The organism is Rhodococcus sp. NPDC059179, assembly GCF_042754885.1.
Lineage (GTDB): Bacteria > Actinomycetota > Actinomycetes > Mycobacteriales > Mycobacteriaceae > Rhodococcus_G.
Map to the genome: position 1 here is coordinate 87,168 of NZ_JBHZBV010000008.1, position 19,681 is coordinate 106,848.

A 19,681-nucleotide genomic window follows, 5' to 3' on the forward strand; every position below is an offset into this window, starting at 1 on the left:
GCGCACCAAACTTCACTAGAACCTGTGTCAGAGAGCTGAGAGGTACCGATGCACATCACCTACAGCGCCGAGCAGCAGAAGCTGCGGGAGGAGCTCCGCGCCTATTTCGCGAAGCTCATCACTCCCGAGCGTCGCGAAGCGCTCAGCGCCCAGTCCGGCGAGTACGGATCCGGCACCGTCTACCGCGACGTCGTGCGCGAGATGGGCAGGGACGGCTGGCTCACCCTCGGCTGGCCCAGGGAGTACGGCGGACAGGAGCGGTCGGCCCTCGACCAGCTGATCTTCACCGACGAGGCCGCGATCGCAGGCGCCCCGGTGCCGTTCCTCACCATCAACTCCGTCGCGCCGACGATCATGCACTACGGCTCCGAGGAGCAGAAGAAGTTCTTCCTGCCCAAGATCTCCTCGGGTGAGCTGCACTTCTCGATCGGCTACTCCGAGCCCGGAGCGGGCACCGACCTCGCCAGCCTGCGCACCACCGCGGTCAAGGACGGTGACGACTACGTCATCAACGGTCAGAAGATGTGGACCAGCCTGATCGCCTACGCCGACTACGTGTGGCTCGCCGTCCGCACCGATCCCGCCGCCAAGAAGCACAAGGGCATCAGCATGCTCATCGTGCCGACCACCGCGGAGGGCTTCTCCTACACGCCCGTGCACACCATGGCAGGCCCGGACACCAGCGCCACCTACTACCAGGACGTGCGGGTCCCCTCGACCGCGCTGGTCGGCGAGGAGAACGGCGGCTGGTCGCTGATGACCAACCAGCTCAACCACGAGCGGGTCGCGCTGGTCTCCGCCGCACCGATCCAGGGCGCGCTGCGGCAGACGGTCGAGTGGGCACAGAACACCAAGATGGCGAACGGCAGCCGGGTCATCGACCAGGAGTGGGTGCAGATCAACCTCGCTCGGGTGCACGCCAAGACCGAGTACCTCAAGCTGCTGAACTGGGAGGTCGCGTCCGCGCACGCCCCGAGCAAGGGTGACGCCTCCGCGTGCAAGGTATTCGGCACCGAGTTCGCGACCGAGGCATACCGGCTGTTGATGGAGGTCCTCGGACCGCTGGCCTACCTGCGCCAGGACTCCGCAGGCGCGGTGCTGCGCGGACGCGTCGAGCGGATGCACCGCTCCTCGCTGATCCTCACCTTCGGCGGCGGCACCAACGAGGTGCAGCGCGACATCCTCGCCATGACCGCGCTGGGCCAGCCGCCCGCCAAGCGCTGAGCAAAGGAACCATTCATGGACTTCACACGTACCGAGGCCCAGCAGGACCTCGAACAGCTGACCCGGAGCATCGCCGAGAAGCTGACCACCAACGACCGCCTCCGCGAACTCGACGCCGCGCAGGACCGCTTCGACGACAAGCTCTGGCAAGCGCTCGCCGACGCGGGCGTGCTCGCCGCGGCGCTGCCGGAAGCGGTCGGTGGCGGCGGATTCGGCATCCTCGAGCAGAGCAGCGTGCTGCAGGAGCTCGGCCGCACCCTCTCCCCCGTGCCGTACCTGAGCTCGATCGTGTTGGCCGCGTCCGCGCTGGCCGAGTACGGCGACGAGGCGCAGCGCGACCTCGCTCGCCGGGCAGGCGCAGGCGAGCTCGTCCTCACCGTCGCGCTCGCCGAGGAACTCAACCTCGATCCCGCCCAGCCGGTCACCCGCGCCGAGCGCACCGCCGACGGCTGGTCGATCACCGGCACCAAGATCACCGTGCCCGCCGCCGCCTTCGCGGACGTCATCCTGGTACCGGCGATCACCCCGGAGGGCGTCGCGGTCTTCCTGGTCGAGCCGTCCAACCCGGGCGTGCGCGTCGAGCGCCAGCTCACCACCGACTACAGCGCCGAGTCGCTCGTGGAGCTGTCCGGGGCCCTCGTCGGCACCGACCAGGTCCTCGGCGGCACCGAGCGCGGCGCCGAGGTCCTCGACTCGATCCTGGCCCGCGCCGCGGTCGCGCTGAGTGCGACCCAGCTCGGCACCCTGGAGCGGTCCCTGGAACTGGTCGCGGAGTACGCCCGCGAGCGGGTGCAGTTCGACCGCCCGATCGGCAGCTTCCAGGCCGTGGCCCAGCGCCTCGCCGATGCCTTCATCGACGTCAAGGGCGTCCGGTCGACGCTCTGGCAGGCCGCCTGGCGGCTCAGCGAGAACCTGCCCGCCGAGGAAGAGGTCCGCACCGCCAAGTTCTGGGCGGCCGATGCCGGTCACCGCGTCTCGCACACCGTCATCCACGTCCACGGCGGCGTCGGCCTCGACCGCGACCATCCCGTGCACCGCTACTTCCTGGCCGCCAAGCACAACGAGTTCGCGCTCGGCTCGGCGACCGAGCAGTTGCGCAGACTGGGACAGGCGCTGGCCGACGTGCCTGCCTGACCCTAGGCTGCACCCCATGACGACCCCCACGCCCACCGTCACCGATCTGCTGCTGCGGCTTCGCGACGACCACGATCACGGAATCCTGTTCGAGGACCGCCGGATTCCGTGGTCGGAGCACGTCGCACTCAGCACGGACATCGCGGCCGCGCTGGACTCGTTGCTCGATCCGGCAGCACCCCGACACGTCGGGGTGCTGCTGGACAACGTGCCGGAGTTCTCGCTGCTGCTCGGTGCCACGGCGATCGGCGGCACCGTCCTGGTCGGACTGAACCCCACCCGCCGCGGCCCTGCGCTGGCCGGCGACATCGCCCGAGCCGACTGCCAGTTGGTCGTCACCGATTCCTCGAAGCTCGCACTGCTCGACGGGCTCGATCTGGACGGTGTCCGGGTGCTCACCGTCGACGGCCCCCAGTGGCCGGAACTACTTGCAACTCACCGCAACAGTTCCGCACCTGATTGCCGAGCCGCAGGCGACGACCTGTTCATGCTGATCTTCACCTCCGGCACCAGCGGAGACCCGAAGGCCGTTCGCGTGACGCATCGAATGGTCGCGGGGCCAGGGGTCATGCTCGCGGAGCGGTTCGGCCTGACCAGCCACGACACCGCGTACGCCTCGATGCCACTGTTCCATTCGGGCGCCGTGATGGCGTGCTGGGCGATCGCACTCGCTGCCGGCGGAAACCTCGCGCTGCGCAGCAAGTTCTCTGCGTCGCAGTTCATTCCGGATGTCCGACGCTTCAACGTGACGTTCGCGCACTACGTCGGCAAGCCGCTCGCGTACGTGCTGGCCACTCCCGAACGCGAGGACGATGCCGACAACCCCCTCAAGGTGCTCTACGGCAACGAGGGATCACCGTCGGCCATCGAGGAGTTCGGACGTCGGTTCGGTGCCCGGGTGGTCGACGGATTCGGCTCCACCGAGGGCGGTGTGCTGATCTCCCGCAGCCCCGGCACCCCCACCGGTGCGCTCGGCCTGCTTCCCGCCGGCATCGAGGTCCTCGACCCGGAAACCGGAACCCCTTGCCCGCCCGCTGAATTCGATGCGAACGGACACATCCTCAACGCCGACCAGGCAACCGGCGAATTGGTGAACACGGCCGGTACCGGCAGTTTCGCCGGCTACTACAAGAACCCCGAGGCCGAGGCCGAGCGGGTCCGGGGTGGCCAGTACTGGAGCGGCGACCTCGGCTACCGCGACACCGACGGCTTCGTCTACTTCGCCGGCCGCAGTTCCGGCTGGATGCGGGTCGACGGGGAGAACCTCGGCACCGCACCGATCGAGAACATCCTCGGCAGGCATCCGCGGGTGAGCGAGGTCGCCGCCTACGCGGTCCCCGATCCCCAGGTCGGCGACCGGGTCGCGGTCGCACTGGTCCCTACCGATGGCTTCGACATCGGCGACTTCGCCGAGTTCCTCAGCGCCCAGACCGATCTCGGCCCGAAGCAGCTACCTAGCTTCGTCCGCGTCGCCGCGGACCTGCCGAAGACCGCGACGTACAAGGTGCTCGCCCGCTCGCTCAGCGCGGAACGCTGGAACGCCGCCGACCCGGTCTGGTTCCGCGCGCCGGGCAGTTCCGAGTTCGAGCCGGTCACCCCGGAGTTGCGGGCGAAGCTCGACGCCGAGCTCCAGCGCTGACCGTCGCGACCGGATCCTGAAAGTTCGTCTGCACAAACAGAAGGCCGGGTACGTCATCGACGTACCCGGCCTTCCGCTTGTGCACTGCTACTTGAGCTTCTCCAGTCGCGCGACGGTCGCCTCGAACTCGGCGACCAGGTCGGCCATCGAATCGGCGACCGGCCGGATCTCGTTCATCCGCCCGACGATCTGGCCTGCTGGCATCGCCACCACCTCGGGGTTCTCCGAGGCGACGATCCGCTGGTGCGCCTCGCTGACCAGCAGATTCTGCAGCGGCATCGGCAGTGCGTCCGGTGCGCCCGGCTTCGACCACGCGTCGGTCCACTTGGTCTTGAGCAGACGGGCAGGCTTGCCGGAGTAGATGCGCGAGCGCACGGTGTCCGAGGACGTCGCGTCGAGCAGCGCGCGCTGGATCGCGGACGGGCCCTCGCCCGATGCGCTGCCCAGCTTGTACTCCTCGGCGGTGAGCCAGTACGAACCCATCCACACGCCGGAGGCTCCGAGGCTCATGGCCGCGGCGATCTGCCGACCGCTGCCGATCCCGCCAGCCGCCAGCACGGTGGCGGTATCGCCCACCGCGTCGACGATCTCGGGCACCAGGACCATCGAGGCGATCTCGCCGGTGTGGCCGCCCGCCTCGTAGCCCTGGGCGATGACGATGTCGACGCCGTTGTCGACGTGGCTGAGCGCGTGGGAGACCGCGCCCGCCAGAGCGGCGACCGGCACCCCGTGCGCGTGCGCCTCGTCGATGATGTCCTTCGGCGGCGACCCGAGCGCGTTCGCGATCAGCGCCGGACGGTGCCGGAGCGCCACATCGACCTGCGCGCGGGCGACGGAGTGCAGCCAGCCAAGCACACCGGTGGCGTGCTCGACGTCGTCCGACAGCGGCGGCACGCCCAGCTCGTCGAGCGTGCGGTTGACGAACGCACGGTGCTCGGCCGGGATCAGCTTGTCCAGATCGACGGCGGCACCCTCGGTCGGCACCTTGGCAGGCATCACGATGTCGACGCCGTACGGCTTGCCGTCGGTGTTCTCGTCCATCCAGGCGAGGGTCGCCTCGAGCTCGTCCGGGTCGTTGAACCGCACGCAGCCCAGCACCCCGAGTCCACCCGCCCGCGACACCGCGGCCGCCACATGCTCGGACGGGGTGAAGGCGAAGATCGGGTACGCGATGCCGAACTTCTCGGCGAGTTCGTTGCGCATCAAGCGTTTCCACTCGTGTAGTGGTCGTCCGCCTCGCGGGACTCGGTCTCGCCCTTGGCCCACTTGTAGTCGGGCTTACCTGCCGGCGACCGCTTGATCTCGTCGACGAACCACACGCTGCGCGGCACCTTGTATCCGGCGATCTCCTTGCGGGCCGCTGCGACGATGTCGTTCATGCTCGGGCGGGCGCCATCCCGGGTGGCGACGACCGCGACGACCCGCTGACCGAACCTCTCGTCCGGCACGCCGACGACCAGAGTGTCGAAGACCTCGGGGTGCGCCTTCACCGCACCCTCGACCTCCTCGGGGTAGATCTTCTCGCCGCCGCTGTTGATCGAGACCGAGCCGCGGCCGAGCATCGTGACGGTGCCGTCCTCCTCGACCGTGGCGTAGTCGCCGGGGATCGAGTAGCGAATCCCGTTGTAGACCTTGAAGGTCTCCGCGGTCTTCTTCTCGTCCTTGTAGTAGCCGAGCGGGATGTGACCGCTGCGCGCGAGGAGCCCGACGGTGCCGGAACCGGGCTCGACCGGGTTGCCGTCGTCGTCGAGGACGACGGTCGCGGCGTCGATCTTCACCCGCGGTCCGCCGGTGTGCTCGAAACCCTTGGTGATGGTGGCCAGGCCGCCGAATCCGGTCTCGGAGGAGCCGATGGAGTCTGTGATCAGGCGGTTCGGCAGCAGCTCGAGGAACTCCTCCTTGAGCGCGGGCGAGAACAACGCCGCGCTGGAAGCCAGCACGTACAGCGACGAGAGATCGTACGGCTCACCGGTTTCCGGGTTGCCTTCCTTGAGCGCGTCGAGCATGGGGCGGGCCATCGCGTCGCCGGTGATGAAGATGAGGTTGACCTTGTGCCGGTCGATGACCTGCCACACCGTGTGTGCGTCGAACTCGGGGTGCAGCGCCAGGGTGCCGCCACCGAAGAGGCTGTGGAATACCGCGGCCTGGGCACCGCCGTGGATCATCGGCGGGATCGGGAACCGCACCATCGCGGGGTTCGCGGCACCGACCTTCGCGATCTGCCACTCGTCCTCAACACGCTCGCCGGTGACGAAGTTGACGCCGCCACCGAGCACCCGCCACCAGTCCTCCTGCCGCCACATGACGCCCTTGGGCATACCGGTGGTGCCGCCGGTGTAGAGCATGAAGATGTCGTCGCCGCTGCGCTCGCCGAAGTCGCGTTCGGGCGAGGACTGCGCGAGGGCCTCCTCGTACTCGACGCCACCGAACCCGGCGTAGTCCAGGTCGCTGCTGCCGTCCTCGACCACGACGACCGTCTTCACCAGCGGGGTGTTCGGCAGCACGTTCGCGACCTTGTCGGCGTAGCGACGCTCGACCACGAGCGCGGCCATGTCCGAGTTCTCGAAGATGTACTGCAACTCGTTCTCGACGTAACGGAAGTTGATGTTCACCATCACCGCACGCGCCTTGAACACCGCCACCATGGCCTCGATCGCCTCGATGGTGTTACGCGAGTAGATGCCCACCTTGTCGCCCGGCTTGACGCCGTGATCCAGCAGGTAGTGGGCCAGCCGGTTGGTCCGGTCCTCGAACTGTGCATAGGTGAACTCGCGACGCCCGTCCAGCAGCGCCACGCGCTCGGGGTTCAGGTCGATGGAGTGCTCAACGAAGTCTGCGATATTTAGGGCCACGCCCATCAAAGTAGAACGTGTTACCGTTTCTGGCAAGAGCCAATGTGAGACTCAACTCACACGATATCGGGAGCCGAGAGTGTCCTCCACCACAGCCGAGATTTCCGACATTTCGGAACAGTCGCCGCACTGCCTCGTCGAGAAGCGCGGCCACGTCCTCATCGTCACGATGAACAGGCCGGAGGCCCGCAACGCCCTCTCCGGCGAGATGATGTCGATCATGACCTCGGCCTGGGACCAGGTCGACAACGATCCTGACATCCGCGTCGCCATCCTGACCGGCGCAGGCGGCACGTTCTGCGCGGGCATGGACCTCAAGGCAATGAACAAGAACGCTCCCGGCGACCGGTTCGGCAAGGGCGGCATGGACCTGACCAAGCTGCCTGCCCTGCTCAAGGGTCGCCGACTGACCAAGCCGTTGATCGCCGCAGTCGAGGGCGCGGCCATCGCCGGAGGCACCGAGATCCTGCAGGGCACCGACATCCGCGTGGCAGGCGAGAGCGCCAAGTTCGGCGTCTCCGAGGCACGGCTGGGACTGTTCCCGCTCGGCGGCTCCGCGGTCCGTCTGGTGCGCCAGATCCCCTACACCGTCGCCGCCGAAATCCTGCTCACCGGCCGGAATGTCCCGGCACCCGAGGCCAAGGAGCTCGGCCTGATCGGCCACGTCGTCCCCGACGGGCAGGCACTGACCAAGGCACTCGAGATCGCCGACGCCATCGCCGCCAACGGCCCGATCGCCGTCCAGGCGATCCTCAAGACCATCCGCGTCACCGAGGGCATGCACGAGGAAGATGCCTTCAAGCTCGAGGCCGAGATCGGTGCCGCGGTGTTCAAGAGCGACGACGCCAAGGAAGGCCCCCGCTCGTTCGCCGAGAAGCGCGCGCCGAAGTTCCAGGGCAAGTAGCGGACCCGCACACCGGCATCGACATGCCGACCCCGACGACACAGCACTCGGTCGTCGGGGTTTTGCTTGCCACGTGACCGCCAGGAGACCACGAGTAGGGTCGGCGTATGAATCGCACCGACCGGCTGTACGCGCTGGTCGAGGAGCTTCGCGCCGTTGCCCCGCGCCCGCGCAGCGCCCGACGGCTCGCGGAACAGTTCGAGGTGAGCACCCGCACGATCGAACGGGACCTGTCGGCGTTGCAACAAGCAGGGGTGCCCATCTGGGCGGAACCCGGCCGGACGGGCGGCTACTGCATCGACACGTCGCACACGCTCGCCCCGCTCGGGTTCACCGTCGACGAAGCGCTCGCCGTCACCATCGCACTGGGCATGCTCACCACGAGCCCCTTCCGCGCCGCTGCAACCTCCGCGCTACGCAAAGTCGTGGCGGTGATGGATCAGCGCACGCTCCACGAGACTGCGGAGCTCGCATCACGCATCCACCTGCTCGACGACGGCCCCGTCTCGGTTGCCCCGGCTGAACTCGCGGGCGCTCTCCCTTCGGGGAACGTGCTGCGGATCGCGTACCGGGATCGGGACGGCGCCGACACGCTTCGCGATGTCGAGCCCCTCGGTTATGTCGGGAAGGGGCGGGACTGGTACCTGATCGGCTGGTGCCGGCTTCGCGACGGCATTCGCGCGTTCCGAGGTGATCGCGTGATGTCGGCGGAGACGACCGGCGAGCGGGCGCCTCGCCGATCACTCCGAGCAGACGACCTCGACATCGCCTACGGCACCCTCCGCTCCGTCAGGACCGGTACGGGAGTTTCTGAAACACCGACATAACGTTGTCGCGGGCGCGGCGCACCATGGCGGCATCGGGTCGAACGACCCGCACGAAAGGATCACCATGGACTTCGCATCGACCCGCATCATCACCGACGACATCGAACGCCTCGCCCGATTCTATGAGCTCGTGACAGGAATGCCCGCGCTCCGACCTGCTCCCGTGTTCGCCGAATTCCGCACCGCCGCTGGGGCGCTCGCGATCGGCAGCGTGGCGACCGTCGCAATGCTCGGCGAGCATGCCCCACAGCCGGGCCGCAACGACTCGGTCATCATCGAGTTCCTCGTCGCGGACGTCGACGCGGAGTTCACTCGCCTGCAGCCGGCGCTGGACGTCATCGTCCTCAAGCCGACCACGATGCCATGGGGCAACCGGTCAGCGATGTTCCGCGACCCTGATGGGAACCTGGTCAACCTGTTCACCCGGCCCACGGCCGAACCCCGCTAGCGAGGCTCGCTGCCACGGCGGCAGGCGCATCACGCGAATCGTCCGGCACGGGGCTGCGACCTCACCAGCGGTTGTGGACGTCCTCGGCCCAGCCGACGACGTCCTCGACCCGCACCCAGCTGCCCGTGTCGTCCTGCACCTTCCCGGACCAGTGGCCGAAGCACTGGTGCGTCTTGGCGGAGAAGACCTTGAAGTCGGTGACGGACTTCTTCAAATGGAACGGCATGAAGGTGAGATCGACTGTGTCACCGGCGATCCGCCACGGCGCCATCCAGTCGTCGCTGTCGTAGGTCCAGACCAGCTCCTCGCTGATCTTCGACAGGTGCCCGTCGACGACCAGTGAGTTCTCCACCGACCCGGTGCCGTCCGTCCACTTCCCGCCGACCTGGATGCCGACCACCTTGCCGTCGGTACGGCCGGAACCCGCACCCCAGTTCCAGCGCACCGAGTACGGCCAGCGGCCTCGGCCGTGGTCGAGGGTCGCCCAGGACTCACCCGCAGGCACGTCCGCGGCGACGCCGTCGACGCGGATGGTCCCGGTCGCGGGCCGGGCGACGTCCTTGACCGTGTACTGGAACAGCGTGTCGGACCACGGGACGACGACACCGAGGCACTCGTGCCCCTCGGGGCGGTGGGCGATGACGTCGATCTCCACCCGCTCGCCGCGAGCCCGCAGCCGCGTCCCGCCGTCGACCTCGTCGATGTCGATCCGCACCTTCTTGGTGCGGGACCCGGCCGGACCGGCGCCGAGGGTGCCGGGCAGGGTGGCGCTACGCCCACCCACGCCTATGGCGTCACACGAGATCGTCTCGCCGCTGGTCCGGTCGAGCAACCAGATACCGTGCACCGCAGCATAATCGATGTCGGAGAGCACGAGCGCGACCACGTGGGTCGGCGTGGTCACCGCCCAGTATTCCCAGCGCTTGTTGCGGCCCTTGCCCACCCGGCCCCTGCCGATCCCGTCGGTGGTGATCAGCGGCGTGCGCGTCCATCCGACTGCATCGGGGTTGAGGTGTCCGTCGGGCAGCGTCAGCGAGACCGGCTCGGTGATCTCCCGTTCCCGCACGGCCAGCGGCAGCGCGGAACCTCCGGCCGCGTGGTCGTGCCGCTGCCGCAGCCGCTGGTTCGAGGCACGGACCGCCTCGGTGTCTACCTTGAGTACCCGGCGGTCGTAGGTCATCAGTCCGTTGGTCTCGTCCTCCACGTCGGCGAGCTGGGTGTAGACGAAGGCCGTCAGCCCCTGCTCGACAGCCGGCCCGACCTGGGCGTGCTGCAGCCGCAGGAACGCTCGCTCGAACGACCCCCGGTCGGCGTACTTGCGGTAGCCGAACTCCTGGTCGTTCCACACGTGCCCCGACACCCGGTGGGAGTAGCCGCCGTACTCCGAGAGCACGGACGCACGCCCGTCCTCGGCGTCGGCGCGTGAGAGACGGTACGGCCTGAAATAGACGTGGCGGCTTGCCATGTCGCCGCCGCCCTGGTCGTGCCAACCGCTGACGTGGTCGACCGGCCGGGTCGGGTCGAGTTCCTTGATCCGCGCGGTGGCGGCGACGGCGTCGAACTGCCCCCAGCCCTCGTTGAACGGCACCCATGCCGCGACGCTCGGGACCGACCGCAGCAACGCGACCGTGTCGTCGAGCTCGCCCTGGAACTCCGTGCGCCCCTCGGCGTCCTGACGTCCGAACAGCGCGTAGCGGGAGTCGTCCAGCTTCACGGGCAGGACCACGGGCGCGGTGACGACCGCCGTCTTGTAGCTGCGACCGCCGTTGACCATGTCCTGCCAGACGAGCATGCCGAGCCGGTCGCAGTGGTGGTACCAGCGCAGCGGCTCGATCTTGATGTGCTTGCGCAGCATCGTGAAACCGAGTTCCTTGGCCGTCCGGATGTCGTGGACGAACGCCTCGTCCGACGGCGGGGTGTAGAGGCCGTCGGGCCAGTACCCCTGGTCGAGCAGGCCCGCGTGCAGGTAGGGCTCACCGTTGAGCAGCAGGCGGGTGCGACCGGACGCGTCGGGGCCGAGCCCGAACGAGCGCATCCCGACGTAGCTCGAGACGCGGTCGTCGCCGAGCCGGACCTGGACGTCGTAGAGGAAGGGGTCGTCGGGCGACCACCGGCGCACGTCGTCTCCGAGCCGCAGCCGGGTCGGGACGCCGACCGTGACGCTCCCGGAGACGATTTCGCGACCGTCGGCGCTCACCGCGACCTCGGCCGTACCGTCGCCGCCGGCGACCACACACACCTCGACCTCACCGCTCGCCAGATGCGGTGTCAGCACGAGCTGCTCGACCCATTCACGTGGAACCGACTCGAGCCAGACGGTCTGCCAGATCCCCGACTGCGGCGTGTACCAGATGCCGCCGCGTTCGAGCTTCTGCTTCCCCCGGCTGCGCCAGGACGTGTCGGTGACGTCGCGGACCCTGACCACGAGCTCGTGGCTGTCTCCGACGAGGGCGTCGGTGATGTCGAGCGTGAAGGGAAGGTAGCCGCCTCGATGCGCGCCGACGCGCGTGCCGTCGACCCAGACCTCGCAGTCCTGGTCGACCGCGCCGAAGTGCAGCAGCACCCGATCGCGGACGAAGCCGTCGGGCAGCGCGACGGTGCGGCGATACCAGAGCGCCTCGTCCGGCTGCAGGGTGCGGTTCACGCCCGACAGCGGCGCCTCGGGAGAGAACGGCACCACGATCTCGCCGTCCCACGTGCGCGGCCGCTCGGTGACCTCGGACGGGGTGAAGGCGTGGTCCCACCTGCCGTTGAGGTTGACGTACGAGTCGCGCACCAGTTGGGGGCGCGGGTACTCGGGCAGGGCGTCGTCGGGGTCGAGGGCCTCGCCCCACACGGTGATCACGAAACAGTCTCCAGAGACTTGGGCCAGGACCGCACGGTCCGCAGCAGCAGTGCGGGGATGACGATCAACGCCACGACGACGGCGGCGGCCGGGAAGATCCACGGGGTCGGCACCTGCTTCACGACGCCCAGGTCGACGAAGGTCTCGTCGGCACCGGCGATCACGGCGGCGCCGAGGAACGGACCGATCACCATCGGGATGAGGACGGCGAAGATCATCCGCAGCCCCTGCACCTGCCCGGCCCGGTCGGGCGGCGTGAGGTTGCGGACGGTCGCGGAGATGGCGGCGACACCGAGCATGAACCCCGACATCATCACGATCCCGGCGCCGATGACCGCGAGCATGCCGCGCGCGGGGAACATCAGGAGAAGCCCGACGGCGTAGACCGCGGCGACGGGCGCGATCGCCCGCGACGGACCGACGCGGTCCAGCACCCGGCCGCCGAGGACGCTGATCACGGCCGCGCCGAGCAGGACCGAGGCGAGCACCACGGCGTAGCCGTCGATGTCGAGGTAGCGCTGGACGTAGATGATCAGGTATGGCAGGAAGACCTGCGTGCTCGTGCCGAGGATCGCCCACGCGAGCAGCGCCACGTACAGCCGCGGGTTGCCGCGCACGGTGCTCGGCCGCAGGCCGTGCAGGACCGAGGACAGGTAACTGCCGCCCGGTCGCGGCTGCCGCGGCTCCCGGAGCCCGAACCACGCGATGATGCCGACGAGCGCGGTGACACCGCCGATGATCGAGAAGAACAGGCTCCAGTGGCCGCCCTTGGTCAGCGGGTCGAGCGCGCCGAAGACCAGCAGCATCGCGAGCAGCGGCATCGTGGCGAGCACGCCGTCGACCCGGCCGCGGTTGCCGGGGTGGGTGGAGTCGGTGACCCACGCGTTGAAGGCGGCATCGTTGGCGGTCGAGCCGAGGACGCTCATCACGCAGTCGAGCAGGACGATGGCGATCACCGCGACGACGACCGCATCGAGCATCGGCAGCAACGACGCGGCGGTGTCGACGCTGACCAGCCCGAACCCGGCGGTGCAGGCGCCCCACAGCACGTAGCCCGCCGCGATGAATTCGCGTCGCCGACCGGTGCGGTCCGACGCGGCGCCTGCGAGCAGCGTCGCGATCGTCGCGGCGACCGCGCTCGTCGCGACGATGGTCGCCAGCGCCGCGGGCGAGTCGGTGATCGTGTCGTAGACGAACACGTTGAGGTACATGTTCTCGACCGTCCAGGCCAGCTGGCCCGTCAGACCGAGGAGGACCACCCAGGTCCAGAGGCGTCGATCCGCCAGGCGTTCGTGCATCACGCGACCATAGTGGCGCGCACCGCCCCTGCAACGCGTTCCACCCGAATCAGGCCGGGTTGACCGCCGCCGAGAGCCGGCGCATGTGCTCGACGTCGCGACAGGTCACCAGCAGCATCGTGACGCCCGCGTCCTCCCACTCCTTGACCTGGGTGCGCACCTCGTCGACGTTGCCGATGATCATGGTGTCGGTGACCATCTCGTCCGGCACCATCGCGACCGCCTCCTCCTTCTTGCCCGACAGGAAGAGTCGCTGAATCTCCTTGACCTCGTCGCCGTAGCCCATCCGGGTGTACACCTGGGCGTGGAAATTCACCTCCGCCGCGCCCATGCCGCCGACGTACAGCGCGGTCATCGGCTTGAGCTTCGCGATCTCCGCCGCGCGGTCGTCGGTGATGACGACCTGACAGGTGGCCGCGACCTCGAAGTCCTCGCGGCTGCGCCGGGCACCCGGCCGCGCGAAGCCCTCGTCGAGCCACTCGTTGTACATGGGCGCCAGCCGCGGCGTGTAATAGATCGCGAGCCAGCCGTCCGCGATCTCCGCGGTCAGCGCGACGTTCTTCGGGCCCTCGGCGCCGAGCCAGATGGGCAGGTCAGCGCGCAGCGGGTGGGTGATCGGCTTGAGCGGCTTGCCGAGGCCCATGGACCCATCGCCGGTGTACGGCAGCGGATAGTGCGGGCCGTCGTTGGTCACCACCGCCTCCCTCGCCAGCACCTGTCGGACGATGGAGACGTACTCCCGGGTGCGCGCCAGCGGCTTCGGGAACGGCTGGCCGTACCAGCCCTCGACGACCTGTGGCCCCGAGACACCGAGGCCCAGGATCGCCCGGCCGCCGGAGAGGTGGTCGAGGGTCAACGCGTGCATGGCGCAGTTGGTCGGCGTCCTGGCGGACAGCTGCGCCACCGAGGTGCCGAGCCGGATCCGCTCCGTGCTCGAGCCCCACCACGCCAACGGGGTGAACGCGTCGTTGCCCCACGACTCGGCCGAGAACACCGCGTCGAATCCAGCCGTGTCGGCCTCGGTCACCAACTCCTGGGCGTTGACGGGGGGCTGGGCGCCCCAGTATCCGAGTTGCAACCCAAGCTTCACGAAAATCCTCCAGTTCAACAGTGACTATTGCCAGTGGAATAAGAACCTGTTCTACTCGACTTTGTGACCCCTGAAAAGACCCAAGTGGCCGAGCAGCCCCTGAGGGCACCACTAAATCTCAAATTCGACTACACGCGGTCCGTTGGACCGACCATCGGAGCATTCGTCACCGGCCTACGCGACCGGAAGGTCGTTGGCGCCCGAGGCTCCGATGGTCGCGTCCACGTGCCGCCGACGGAGTTCGATCCCACCACCCACGAGCCGATGACCGATTTCGTCGACGTCTCGGACACCGGCACGGTCGTCAGCTGGACGTGGATGCCCGATCCCATCGAGGGTCAGCCGCTGAGCCACCCGTTCGCGTGGGCACTGGTCAAGTTGGACGGCGCCGACACGTCGATCCTGCACGCCGTCGACGCCGGATCGGCGGACGCGATGAGTACGGGCATGCGGGTGCGGGTCCGCTGGGCCGACGAGCGCACCGGACACATCCGCGACATCGCGTGCTTCGAACCCGGCGAGAGCGAGTCGGCCCCGGCGCCGTCCGGCGGCGAGCCCGTCACCGACATCGTCACCCCGATCGACCTGCACTACACGCACACCGCCTCGTTCGAGGAGACCTACTACCTGCGTGGCCTCATGGAGGGCAAGATCATCGGTGGCCGCACCGACGCCAACGGCAAGGTGTACGTGCCTCCGCGCGGCGCGAACCCCACCGACGGCATGCCCACCAAGGAGCAGGTCGAGGTGTCCGACAAGGGCGTCATCACGACCTTCTGCATCGTCAACGTCCCGTTCCTGGGCCAGTCGATCAAGCCCCCGTATGTCGCGGCCTATGTCCTGCTCGACGGCGCGGACATCCCGTTCCTGCACCTGATCCTCGAGGTCGATCCGGCCGAGGTCCGGATGGGCATGCGCGTCGAGGCCGTCTGGCGGCCGAAGGAGGAGTGGGTGTACTCACTCCGGAACGTCTCCCACTTCCGTCCCAGCGGTGAGCCGGACGCGGACTACGACACCTACAAGCACCACCTCTAGGAGCCGAAAAGACCATGACAGACATTGCAGTCGTCGGCTTCGCACAGGCCCCCCATGTGCGCGAGACAACCGGCACCACCAACGGTGTCGAGATGCTCGTCCCCTGCTTCCAGCAGTTGTACTCGGAGCTGGGAATCACCAAGTCCGACATCGGCTTCTGGTGCTCAGGATCGTCCGACTACCTGGCCGGACGCTCGTTCTCGTTCATCTCCGCGATCGACTCGATCGGTGCCGTGCCGCCGATCAACGAGTCGCACGTCGAGATGGACGCCGCCTGGGCGCTGTACGAGGCCTGGGTCAAGATCATGACCGGCGAGGTCGACACCGCGCTGGTGTACGGCTTCGGCAAGTCGTCGGCGGGCAACCTCCGGCAGATCCTTGCGATGCAGACCGACCCCTACCTGGTCGCCCCGCTGTGGCCCGACTCCGTCTCGATGGCAGGCCTGCAGGCCCGGCTCGGGCTCGAGGCAGGCAAGTGGACGGCCGAGGACATGGCGCAGATCGCCAAGCGCAGCCGCGCCGCTGCGAAGAGCAACCCGAACGCGCAGTTCTCCGGCGACGTCGACGTCGAGACGCTGCTGGCGTCCGAGTACGTCGCGGACCCGCTGCGCGCGCATGACTGCGCGCCGATCACCGACGGTGCGGCCGCGATCATCCTGGCCCGCGGCGACCGTGCCCGCGAGCTGTGCGAGCGGCCCGCGTGGATCACCGGGATCGAGCACCGGATCGACTCCCCCGTCATCGGATCGCGCGACCTGACCGTGTCGCCGTCGACCGCCGCAGCCGCCCGCGCCGCGACCGGGGGTGATGTCTCGAACATCGACGTCGCCGAGCTGCACGCCCCCTTCACGCATCAGGAGATCATCCTGCGCGAGGCGATCGGGCTGACCGATGCCACCACGATCAACCCGTCGGGCGGCCCGCTCACCGGCAACCCGATGTTCTCCGGCGGCCTCGAGCGAATCGGCTACGCGGCACAGAAGATCATGAGCGGTGACGCGCAGCGCACCCTCGCCCACGCCACCAGTGGCCCTGTGCTGCAGCAGAACCTGGTCGCAGTCATGGAAGGACGCAACAACTGATGGCGAAGCAATTGGCAGCCGTCCTCGGCACCGGCCAGACCTACTACGTCGCCAAGCGCCACGACGTCACGATGGCAGGCATGATCCGCGAGGCGGTCGACCGCGCGATGGCCGACGCCCACGTCGGCTGGGACGACATCGACGCCATCGTGATCGGCAAGGCCCCCGACCTGTTCGAGGGGTCGATGATGCCGGAACTCGCGATGTCGGATGCGTTGGGCGCCAACGGTAAGCCGCTGCTGCGCGTGCACACCGCAGGATCGGTCGGCGCCTCGACCGGCAATGTGGCGACCAGCCTGGTGCAGTCCGGCGTCCACAAGCGGGTACTCGCGGTGTCGTGGGAGAAGCAGTCCGAGTCCAACGCGATGTGGGCGCTGTCCACGCCGGTGCCGTTCACGATGCCGGTCGGCGCAGGGGCGGGCGGGTTCTTCGCCCCGCACGTGCGCTCGTACATCCGCCGCTCGGGCGCCCCCGATCACATCGGCGCGATGGTGGCCGTCAAGGACCGCCGCAACGGTGCACTGAACCCGTACGCGCACCTCAAGCAGGCCGACATCACCGTCGAGTCCGTGATGGCGTCCCAGATGCTGTGGGACCCGATCCGTTTCGACGAGACCTGCCCGTCCTCGGACGGCGCCTGCGCCATCGTGATCGGCAACGAGGACGCTGCGAAGGCCGTCGAGGCCGACGGCCGCAAGGTGGCGTGGATCCACGCGACCGCGATGCGCACCGAACCGCTGTCGTACGCCGGCCGCAACGTCGCAAACCCGCAGGCCGGCCGCGACGCTGCGGCCGCACTGTGGAAGGCCGCGGGCATCACCGATCCGCTCACCGAGATCGACGAGGCCGAGATCTACGTGCCGTTCTCGTGGTTCGAGCCGATGTGGTTGGAGAACCTCGGATTCGTGGCTGAGGGCGAGGGCTGGAAGTTCACCGAGGCAGGCGAGACCGCGATCGGCGGGCGGATGCCGGTCAACGCTTCGGGCGGCGTGCTCTCGTCGAACCCCATCGGTGCATCGGGCATGATCCGGTACGCCGAGTCGGCGATGCAGGTGATGGAACGCGCCGGTGACCATCAGGTCGACGGCGCGCGCAAGGCCTTCGGCCACGCGTACGGCGGTGGCTCGCAGTACTTCGCGATGTGGGTGGTCGGCTCCGACCGCCCGACCAACTAGGAGGGACGCGCCGTGAAGTTCACCGTAGGCATCGCGATGAGCCCGCTCGACCAGCTCATCCCGCTCGCGCAGACCGCCGAGGAGTGCGGGTTCGCCAATATCGCCCTGCCGGACTCGCTGTTCTACATGGAGACGGCGGCAGCGGACTACCCGTACACCCCCGACGGCTCCCGGATGTGGAACGCCGAGACTCCGTGGGTGGATCCGCTGATCGCCGCCGCGGCGCTGGGTGCGGCCACCTCCACCATCGGCTTCTACACGAACGTGCTCAAGCTGGGGTCCCGTAATCCGCTGCTGCTCGCGCGGCAGGTCGGCTCGGTGGCGAACCTGACCGGGAACCGCTTCGGTTTCGGCGTCGGGATCGGTTGGGCGCCCGAGGAGTTCGAGTGGTGCGGCGTGCCCTTCAAGAAGCGGGGCGCACGCGTCGACGAGATGATCGAGATCATCAAGTTGACCCTCGCGGGCGGCATGGTCGAGTTCCACGGCGAGTTCTTCGATTTCGACCGGCTGCAGATCAGTCCGGCACCGAGCAAGCCGGTGCCGTTCTACGTCGGCGGACACACCGACGTGGCGCTGCGCCGGGCGGCCCGGGTGGGCGACGGCTGGACCTCGGCGATGATGAAGTTCAAGGACCTGGTCGAGACGAAGCGCAAGCTCGACGATCTCCGGGCCGAATACGGCCGCGCGGATGAGCCTTTCGAGATGCAGGCCGTGTGCATCGACCGCTTCGGCAAGGACGGCTACGCCGAACTCGCCGGCGCAGGCATCACCGATGCCATCGTGGTGCCGTGGATCTTCGACGGGGTCGCCTTCGACGCTCCCCTCGAGGCCAAGCAGGACTCGCTCCGCAAGTTCGCCGACAAGTACATCCGCTGAGGGACCACACGATGACCACAGAGACCACCACCGAACACCCGGCCGCGATCGCGTCCCGCGCGTCGCAGGCGGCCGCCAGCGGCAAGCGCAAGGAGGACTGGCTCGCGCTGTTCGCCGAGGACGGCTGGGTCGAAGACCCGGTCGGCCCTTCAGGTTTCGACCCCGAGGGCAAGGGCCATCACGGACGGGAGGCGATCGGCCGTTTCTACGACATGACCATCGCCAACACCGATTCGCTGGAGTTCCAGGTCAGGGACACCCTGATCTGCGGTGACGAGATGGTCTACATCGCGACCATCCGGACCGTGATGGCCGGCGCGCAGATCGACGCGGAAGGCGTGTACGTCTATCGCGTCAACCCCGACGGCAGGTTGCAGTCGATCCGGGCATTCTGGGAGGTCGAGCGCGCGATGAAAACGCTCGTCAAGCTCTAGTCCGAACGCACGCGGGAACGGCCGCACCTCGTAATCGAGGTGCGGCCGTTCCCGTTTCACGGCATGGTGAATGCGCCCCACAACCGATCGAGAGGACGACCTTCCATGCAGAGGCAACCGGAGGATCTCCGGGTCTGTTTCATCGGCGACTCGTTCGTCGCCGGTGTCGGCGACGAGACCGCGCTCGGCTGGACCGGCCGCCTGCTGGCCCGCAGCGCGCAGGCCGGTCGCCCGGTCACCGGGTACAACCTGGGGATCAGGCGCGACACGTCGTCCGACATCCGCGCGCGGTTTCGCGACGAGGTCGCGCGGCGTCGGCCGCCGGGCACCGACCTGCGGCTGGTGTTCTCGTTCGGGGCCAACGACGCGACCGCCACCGACGACGGTCCCCGGGTCCCGGCCGCGACCTCACGCGAGAACCTGATCCACTGCCTGGACGCGGCCGACGCTGCGACCGACGCCTCGGCGCCGCCGCGGGCACCGATCCTCTTCGTCGGCCCGCCGCCCGTGCACGACGACGAGCACAACCGCCGGATCATGGGACTCAACAGTGATTTTCGCGAGATCTGCGAGTCCCGCGGCTGCGCCTTCGTCGACGTGTTCACCACCCTGGTGGACCACGACATCTGGCGTCGGCAGGTGCGGTGCGGCGACGGCGCCCATCCACGGTCCGAGGGGTATGCGGCCCTGTCCGAACTGGTGGTGCCTGCCTGGGACAGCTGGCTGCACGGCTGAGACAGCCCACCGCGACAAAACGGCAGCGCCGGCGCGAAGGTCATTCGCGCCGGCGCTGCCGGATGATATTGGTCTGTCTACTG

The 19,681-nt window shown here is 68.5% G+C and carries 17 protein-coding genes; 12 read left to right on the forward strand and 5 right to left on the reverse strand.

The features are described 5' to 3' along the window. The first annotated feature begins 48 nt into the window (after positions 1-48). The 3 genes from ACFXMV_RS16520 to ACFXMV_RS16530 are packed head-to-tail and all read left to right on the forward strand — an operon-like array spanning position 49 to position 3,997. On the forward strand, positions 49-1,224 hold the full coding sequence (locus ACFXMV_RS16520) for an acyl-CoA dehydrogenase family protein (protein ID WP_378503341.1): 1,176 nt from the start codon (positions 49-51) through the stop codon (positions 1,222-1,224). Between the two features lie 15 nt (positions 1,225-1,239). Then, on the forward strand, positions 1,240-2,358 hold the full coding sequence (locus ACFXMV_RS16525; RefSeq protein WP_378501111.1) for an acyl-CoA dehydrogenase family protein: 1,119 nt from the start codon (positions 1,240-1,242) through the stop codon (positions 2,356-2,358). A 16-nt stretch (positions 2,359-2,374) separates the two neighbouring features. After that, positions 2,375-3,997, forward strand: a complete 1,623-nt coding sequence (locus ACFXMV_RS16530) for a long-chain-fatty-acid--CoA ligase (RefSeq protein WP_378501110.1) — start codon at positions 2,375-2,377, stop codon at positions 3,995-3,997. An 87-nt stretch (positions 3,998-4,084) separates the two neighbouring features. On the opposite strand, the gene ACFXMV_RS16535 is transcribed toward ACFXMV_RS16530, so the two are convergent. After that, positions 4,085-5,200 carry an NAD(P)H-dependent flavin oxidoreductase gene (locus tag ACFXMV_RS16535; RefSeq protein WP_378501739.1) on the reverse strand — a complete coding sequence of 372 codons (1,116 nt, stop codon included), beginning with the start codon at positions 5,198-5,200 and terminating at the stop codon, positions 4,085-4,087. After that, positions 5,200-6,849 carry an acyl-CoA synthetase gene (locus tag ACFXMV_RS16540; RefSeq protein WP_378501738.1) on the reverse strand — a complete coding sequence of 550 codons (1,650 nt, stop codon included), beginning with the start codon at positions 6,847-6,849 and terminating at the stop codon, positions 5,200-5,202. The genes ACFXMV_RS16535 and ACFXMV_RS16540 overlap by 1 nt, the downstream gene beginning before the upstream one ends. A gap of 79 nt (positions 6,850-6,928) precedes the next feature. Between ACFXMV_RS16540 and ACFXMV_RS16545 the strand changes: the two genes are divergently transcribed. From ACFXMV_RS16545 to ACFXMV_RS16555, 3 genes are all read left to right on the forward strand, one after another. Continuing rightward, positions 6,929-7,753 carry a crotonase/enoyl-CoA hydratase family protein gene (locus tag ACFXMV_RS16545; protein WP_378501737.1) on the forward strand — a complete coding sequence of 275 codons (825 nt, stop codon included), beginning with the start codon at positions 6,929-6,931 and terminating at the stop codon, positions 7,751-7,753. A 107-nt stretch (positions 7,754-7,860) separates the two neighbouring features. After that, a complete protein-coding gene (locus tag ACFXMV_RS16550; RefSeq protein WP_378501058.1) occupies positions 7,861-8,580 on the forward strand; it encodes a helix-turn-helix transcriptional regulator in 720 nt (239 codons plus the stop codon). A 64-nt stretch (positions 8,581-8,644) separates the two neighbouring features. Then, positions 8,645-9,028 carry a VOC family protein gene (locus ACFXMV_RS16555; RefSeq protein WP_378501057.1) on the forward strand — a complete coding sequence of 128 codons (384 nt, stop codon included), beginning with the start codon at positions 8,645-8,647 and terminating at the stop codon, positions 9,026-9,028. 61 nt (positions 9,029-9,089) lie between these two features. On the opposite strand, the gene ACFXMV_RS16560 is transcribed toward ACFXMV_RS16555, so the two are convergent. The 3 genes from ACFXMV_RS16560 to ACFXMV_RS16570 are packed head-to-tail and all read right to left on the reverse strand — an operon-like array spanning position 9,090 to position 14,261. Next, a complete protein-coding gene (locus tag ACFXMV_RS16560; RefSeq protein WP_378503342.1) occupies positions 9,090-11,873 on the reverse strand; it encodes a DUF2804 family protein in 2,784 nt (927 codons plus the stop codon). Further along, on the reverse strand, positions 11,870-13,171 hold the full coding sequence (locus tag ACFXMV_RS16565) for an MFS transporter (RefSeq protein ID WP_378499998.1): 1,302 nt from the start codon (positions 13,169-13,171) through the stop codon (positions 11,870-11,872). The genes ACFXMV_RS16560 and ACFXMV_RS16565 overlap by 4 nt, the downstream gene beginning before the upstream one ends. A gap of 49 nt (positions 13,172-13,220) precedes the next feature. Then, positions 13,221-14,261, reverse strand: a complete 1,041-nt coding sequence (locus ACFXMV_RS16570; RefSeq protein WP_378499997.1) for an LLM class F420-dependent oxidoreductase — start codon at positions 14,259-14,261, stop codon at positions 13,221-13,223. Between the two features lie 84 nt (positions 14,262-14,345). Here ACFXMV_RS16570 and ACFXMV_RS16575 point away from each other — a divergent pair, with 84 nt between their 5' ends. The 6 genes from ACFXMV_RS16575 to ACFXMV_RS16600 all read left to right on the forward strand — a co-directional run bounded on the left by ACFXMV_RS16575 (position 14,346) and on the right by ACFXMV_RS16600 (position 19,598). After that, positions 14,346-15,296, forward strand: coding sequence for a Zn-ribbon domain-containing OB-fold protein (locus ACFXMV_RS16575; RefSeq protein WP_378499996.1), 951 nt, complete (start codon positions 14,346-14,348; stop codon positions 15,294-15,296). Between the two features lie 14 nt (positions 15,297-15,310). Continuing rightward, positions 15,311-16,378: a thiolase domain-containing protein gene (locus ACFXMV_RS16580; RefSeq protein WP_378499995.1), complete on the forward strand. Its 1,068-nt coding sequence runs from the start codon at positions 15,311-15,313 to the stop codon at positions 16,376-16,378. Continuing rightward, entirely contained in the window at positions 16,378-17,553 is a 1,176-nt protein-coding gene (locus ACFXMV_RS16585) for a thiolase domain-containing protein (RefSeq protein WP_378503343.1), read from the forward strand. Before ACFXMV_RS16580 ends, ACFXMV_RS16585 begins: the two co-directional genes overlap by 1 nt. 12 nt (positions 17,554-17,565) lie before the next feature. Further along, positions 17,566-18,429, forward strand: a complete 864-nt coding sequence (locus tag ACFXMV_RS16590) for a TIGR03619 family F420-dependent LLM class oxidoreductase (protein ID WP_378499993.1) — start codon at positions 17,566-17,568, stop codon at positions 18,427-18,429. An 11-nt stretch (positions 18,430-18,440) separates the two neighbouring features. Beyond that, positions 18,441-18,863: a nuclear transport factor 2 family protein gene (locus ACFXMV_RS16595; protein ID WP_378503344.1), complete on the forward strand. Its 423-nt coding sequence runs from the start codon at positions 18,441-18,443 to the stop codon at positions 18,861-18,863. Positions 18,864-18,968: 105 nt separating this feature from the next. Continuing rightward, positions 18,969-19,598: a GDSL-type esterase/lipase family protein gene (locus ACFXMV_RS16600; RefSeq protein ID WP_378503345.1), complete on the forward strand. Its 630-nt coding sequence runs from the start codon at positions 18,969-18,971 to the stop codon at positions 19,596-19,598. Positions 19,599-19,681 lie beyond the last annotated feature (83 nt).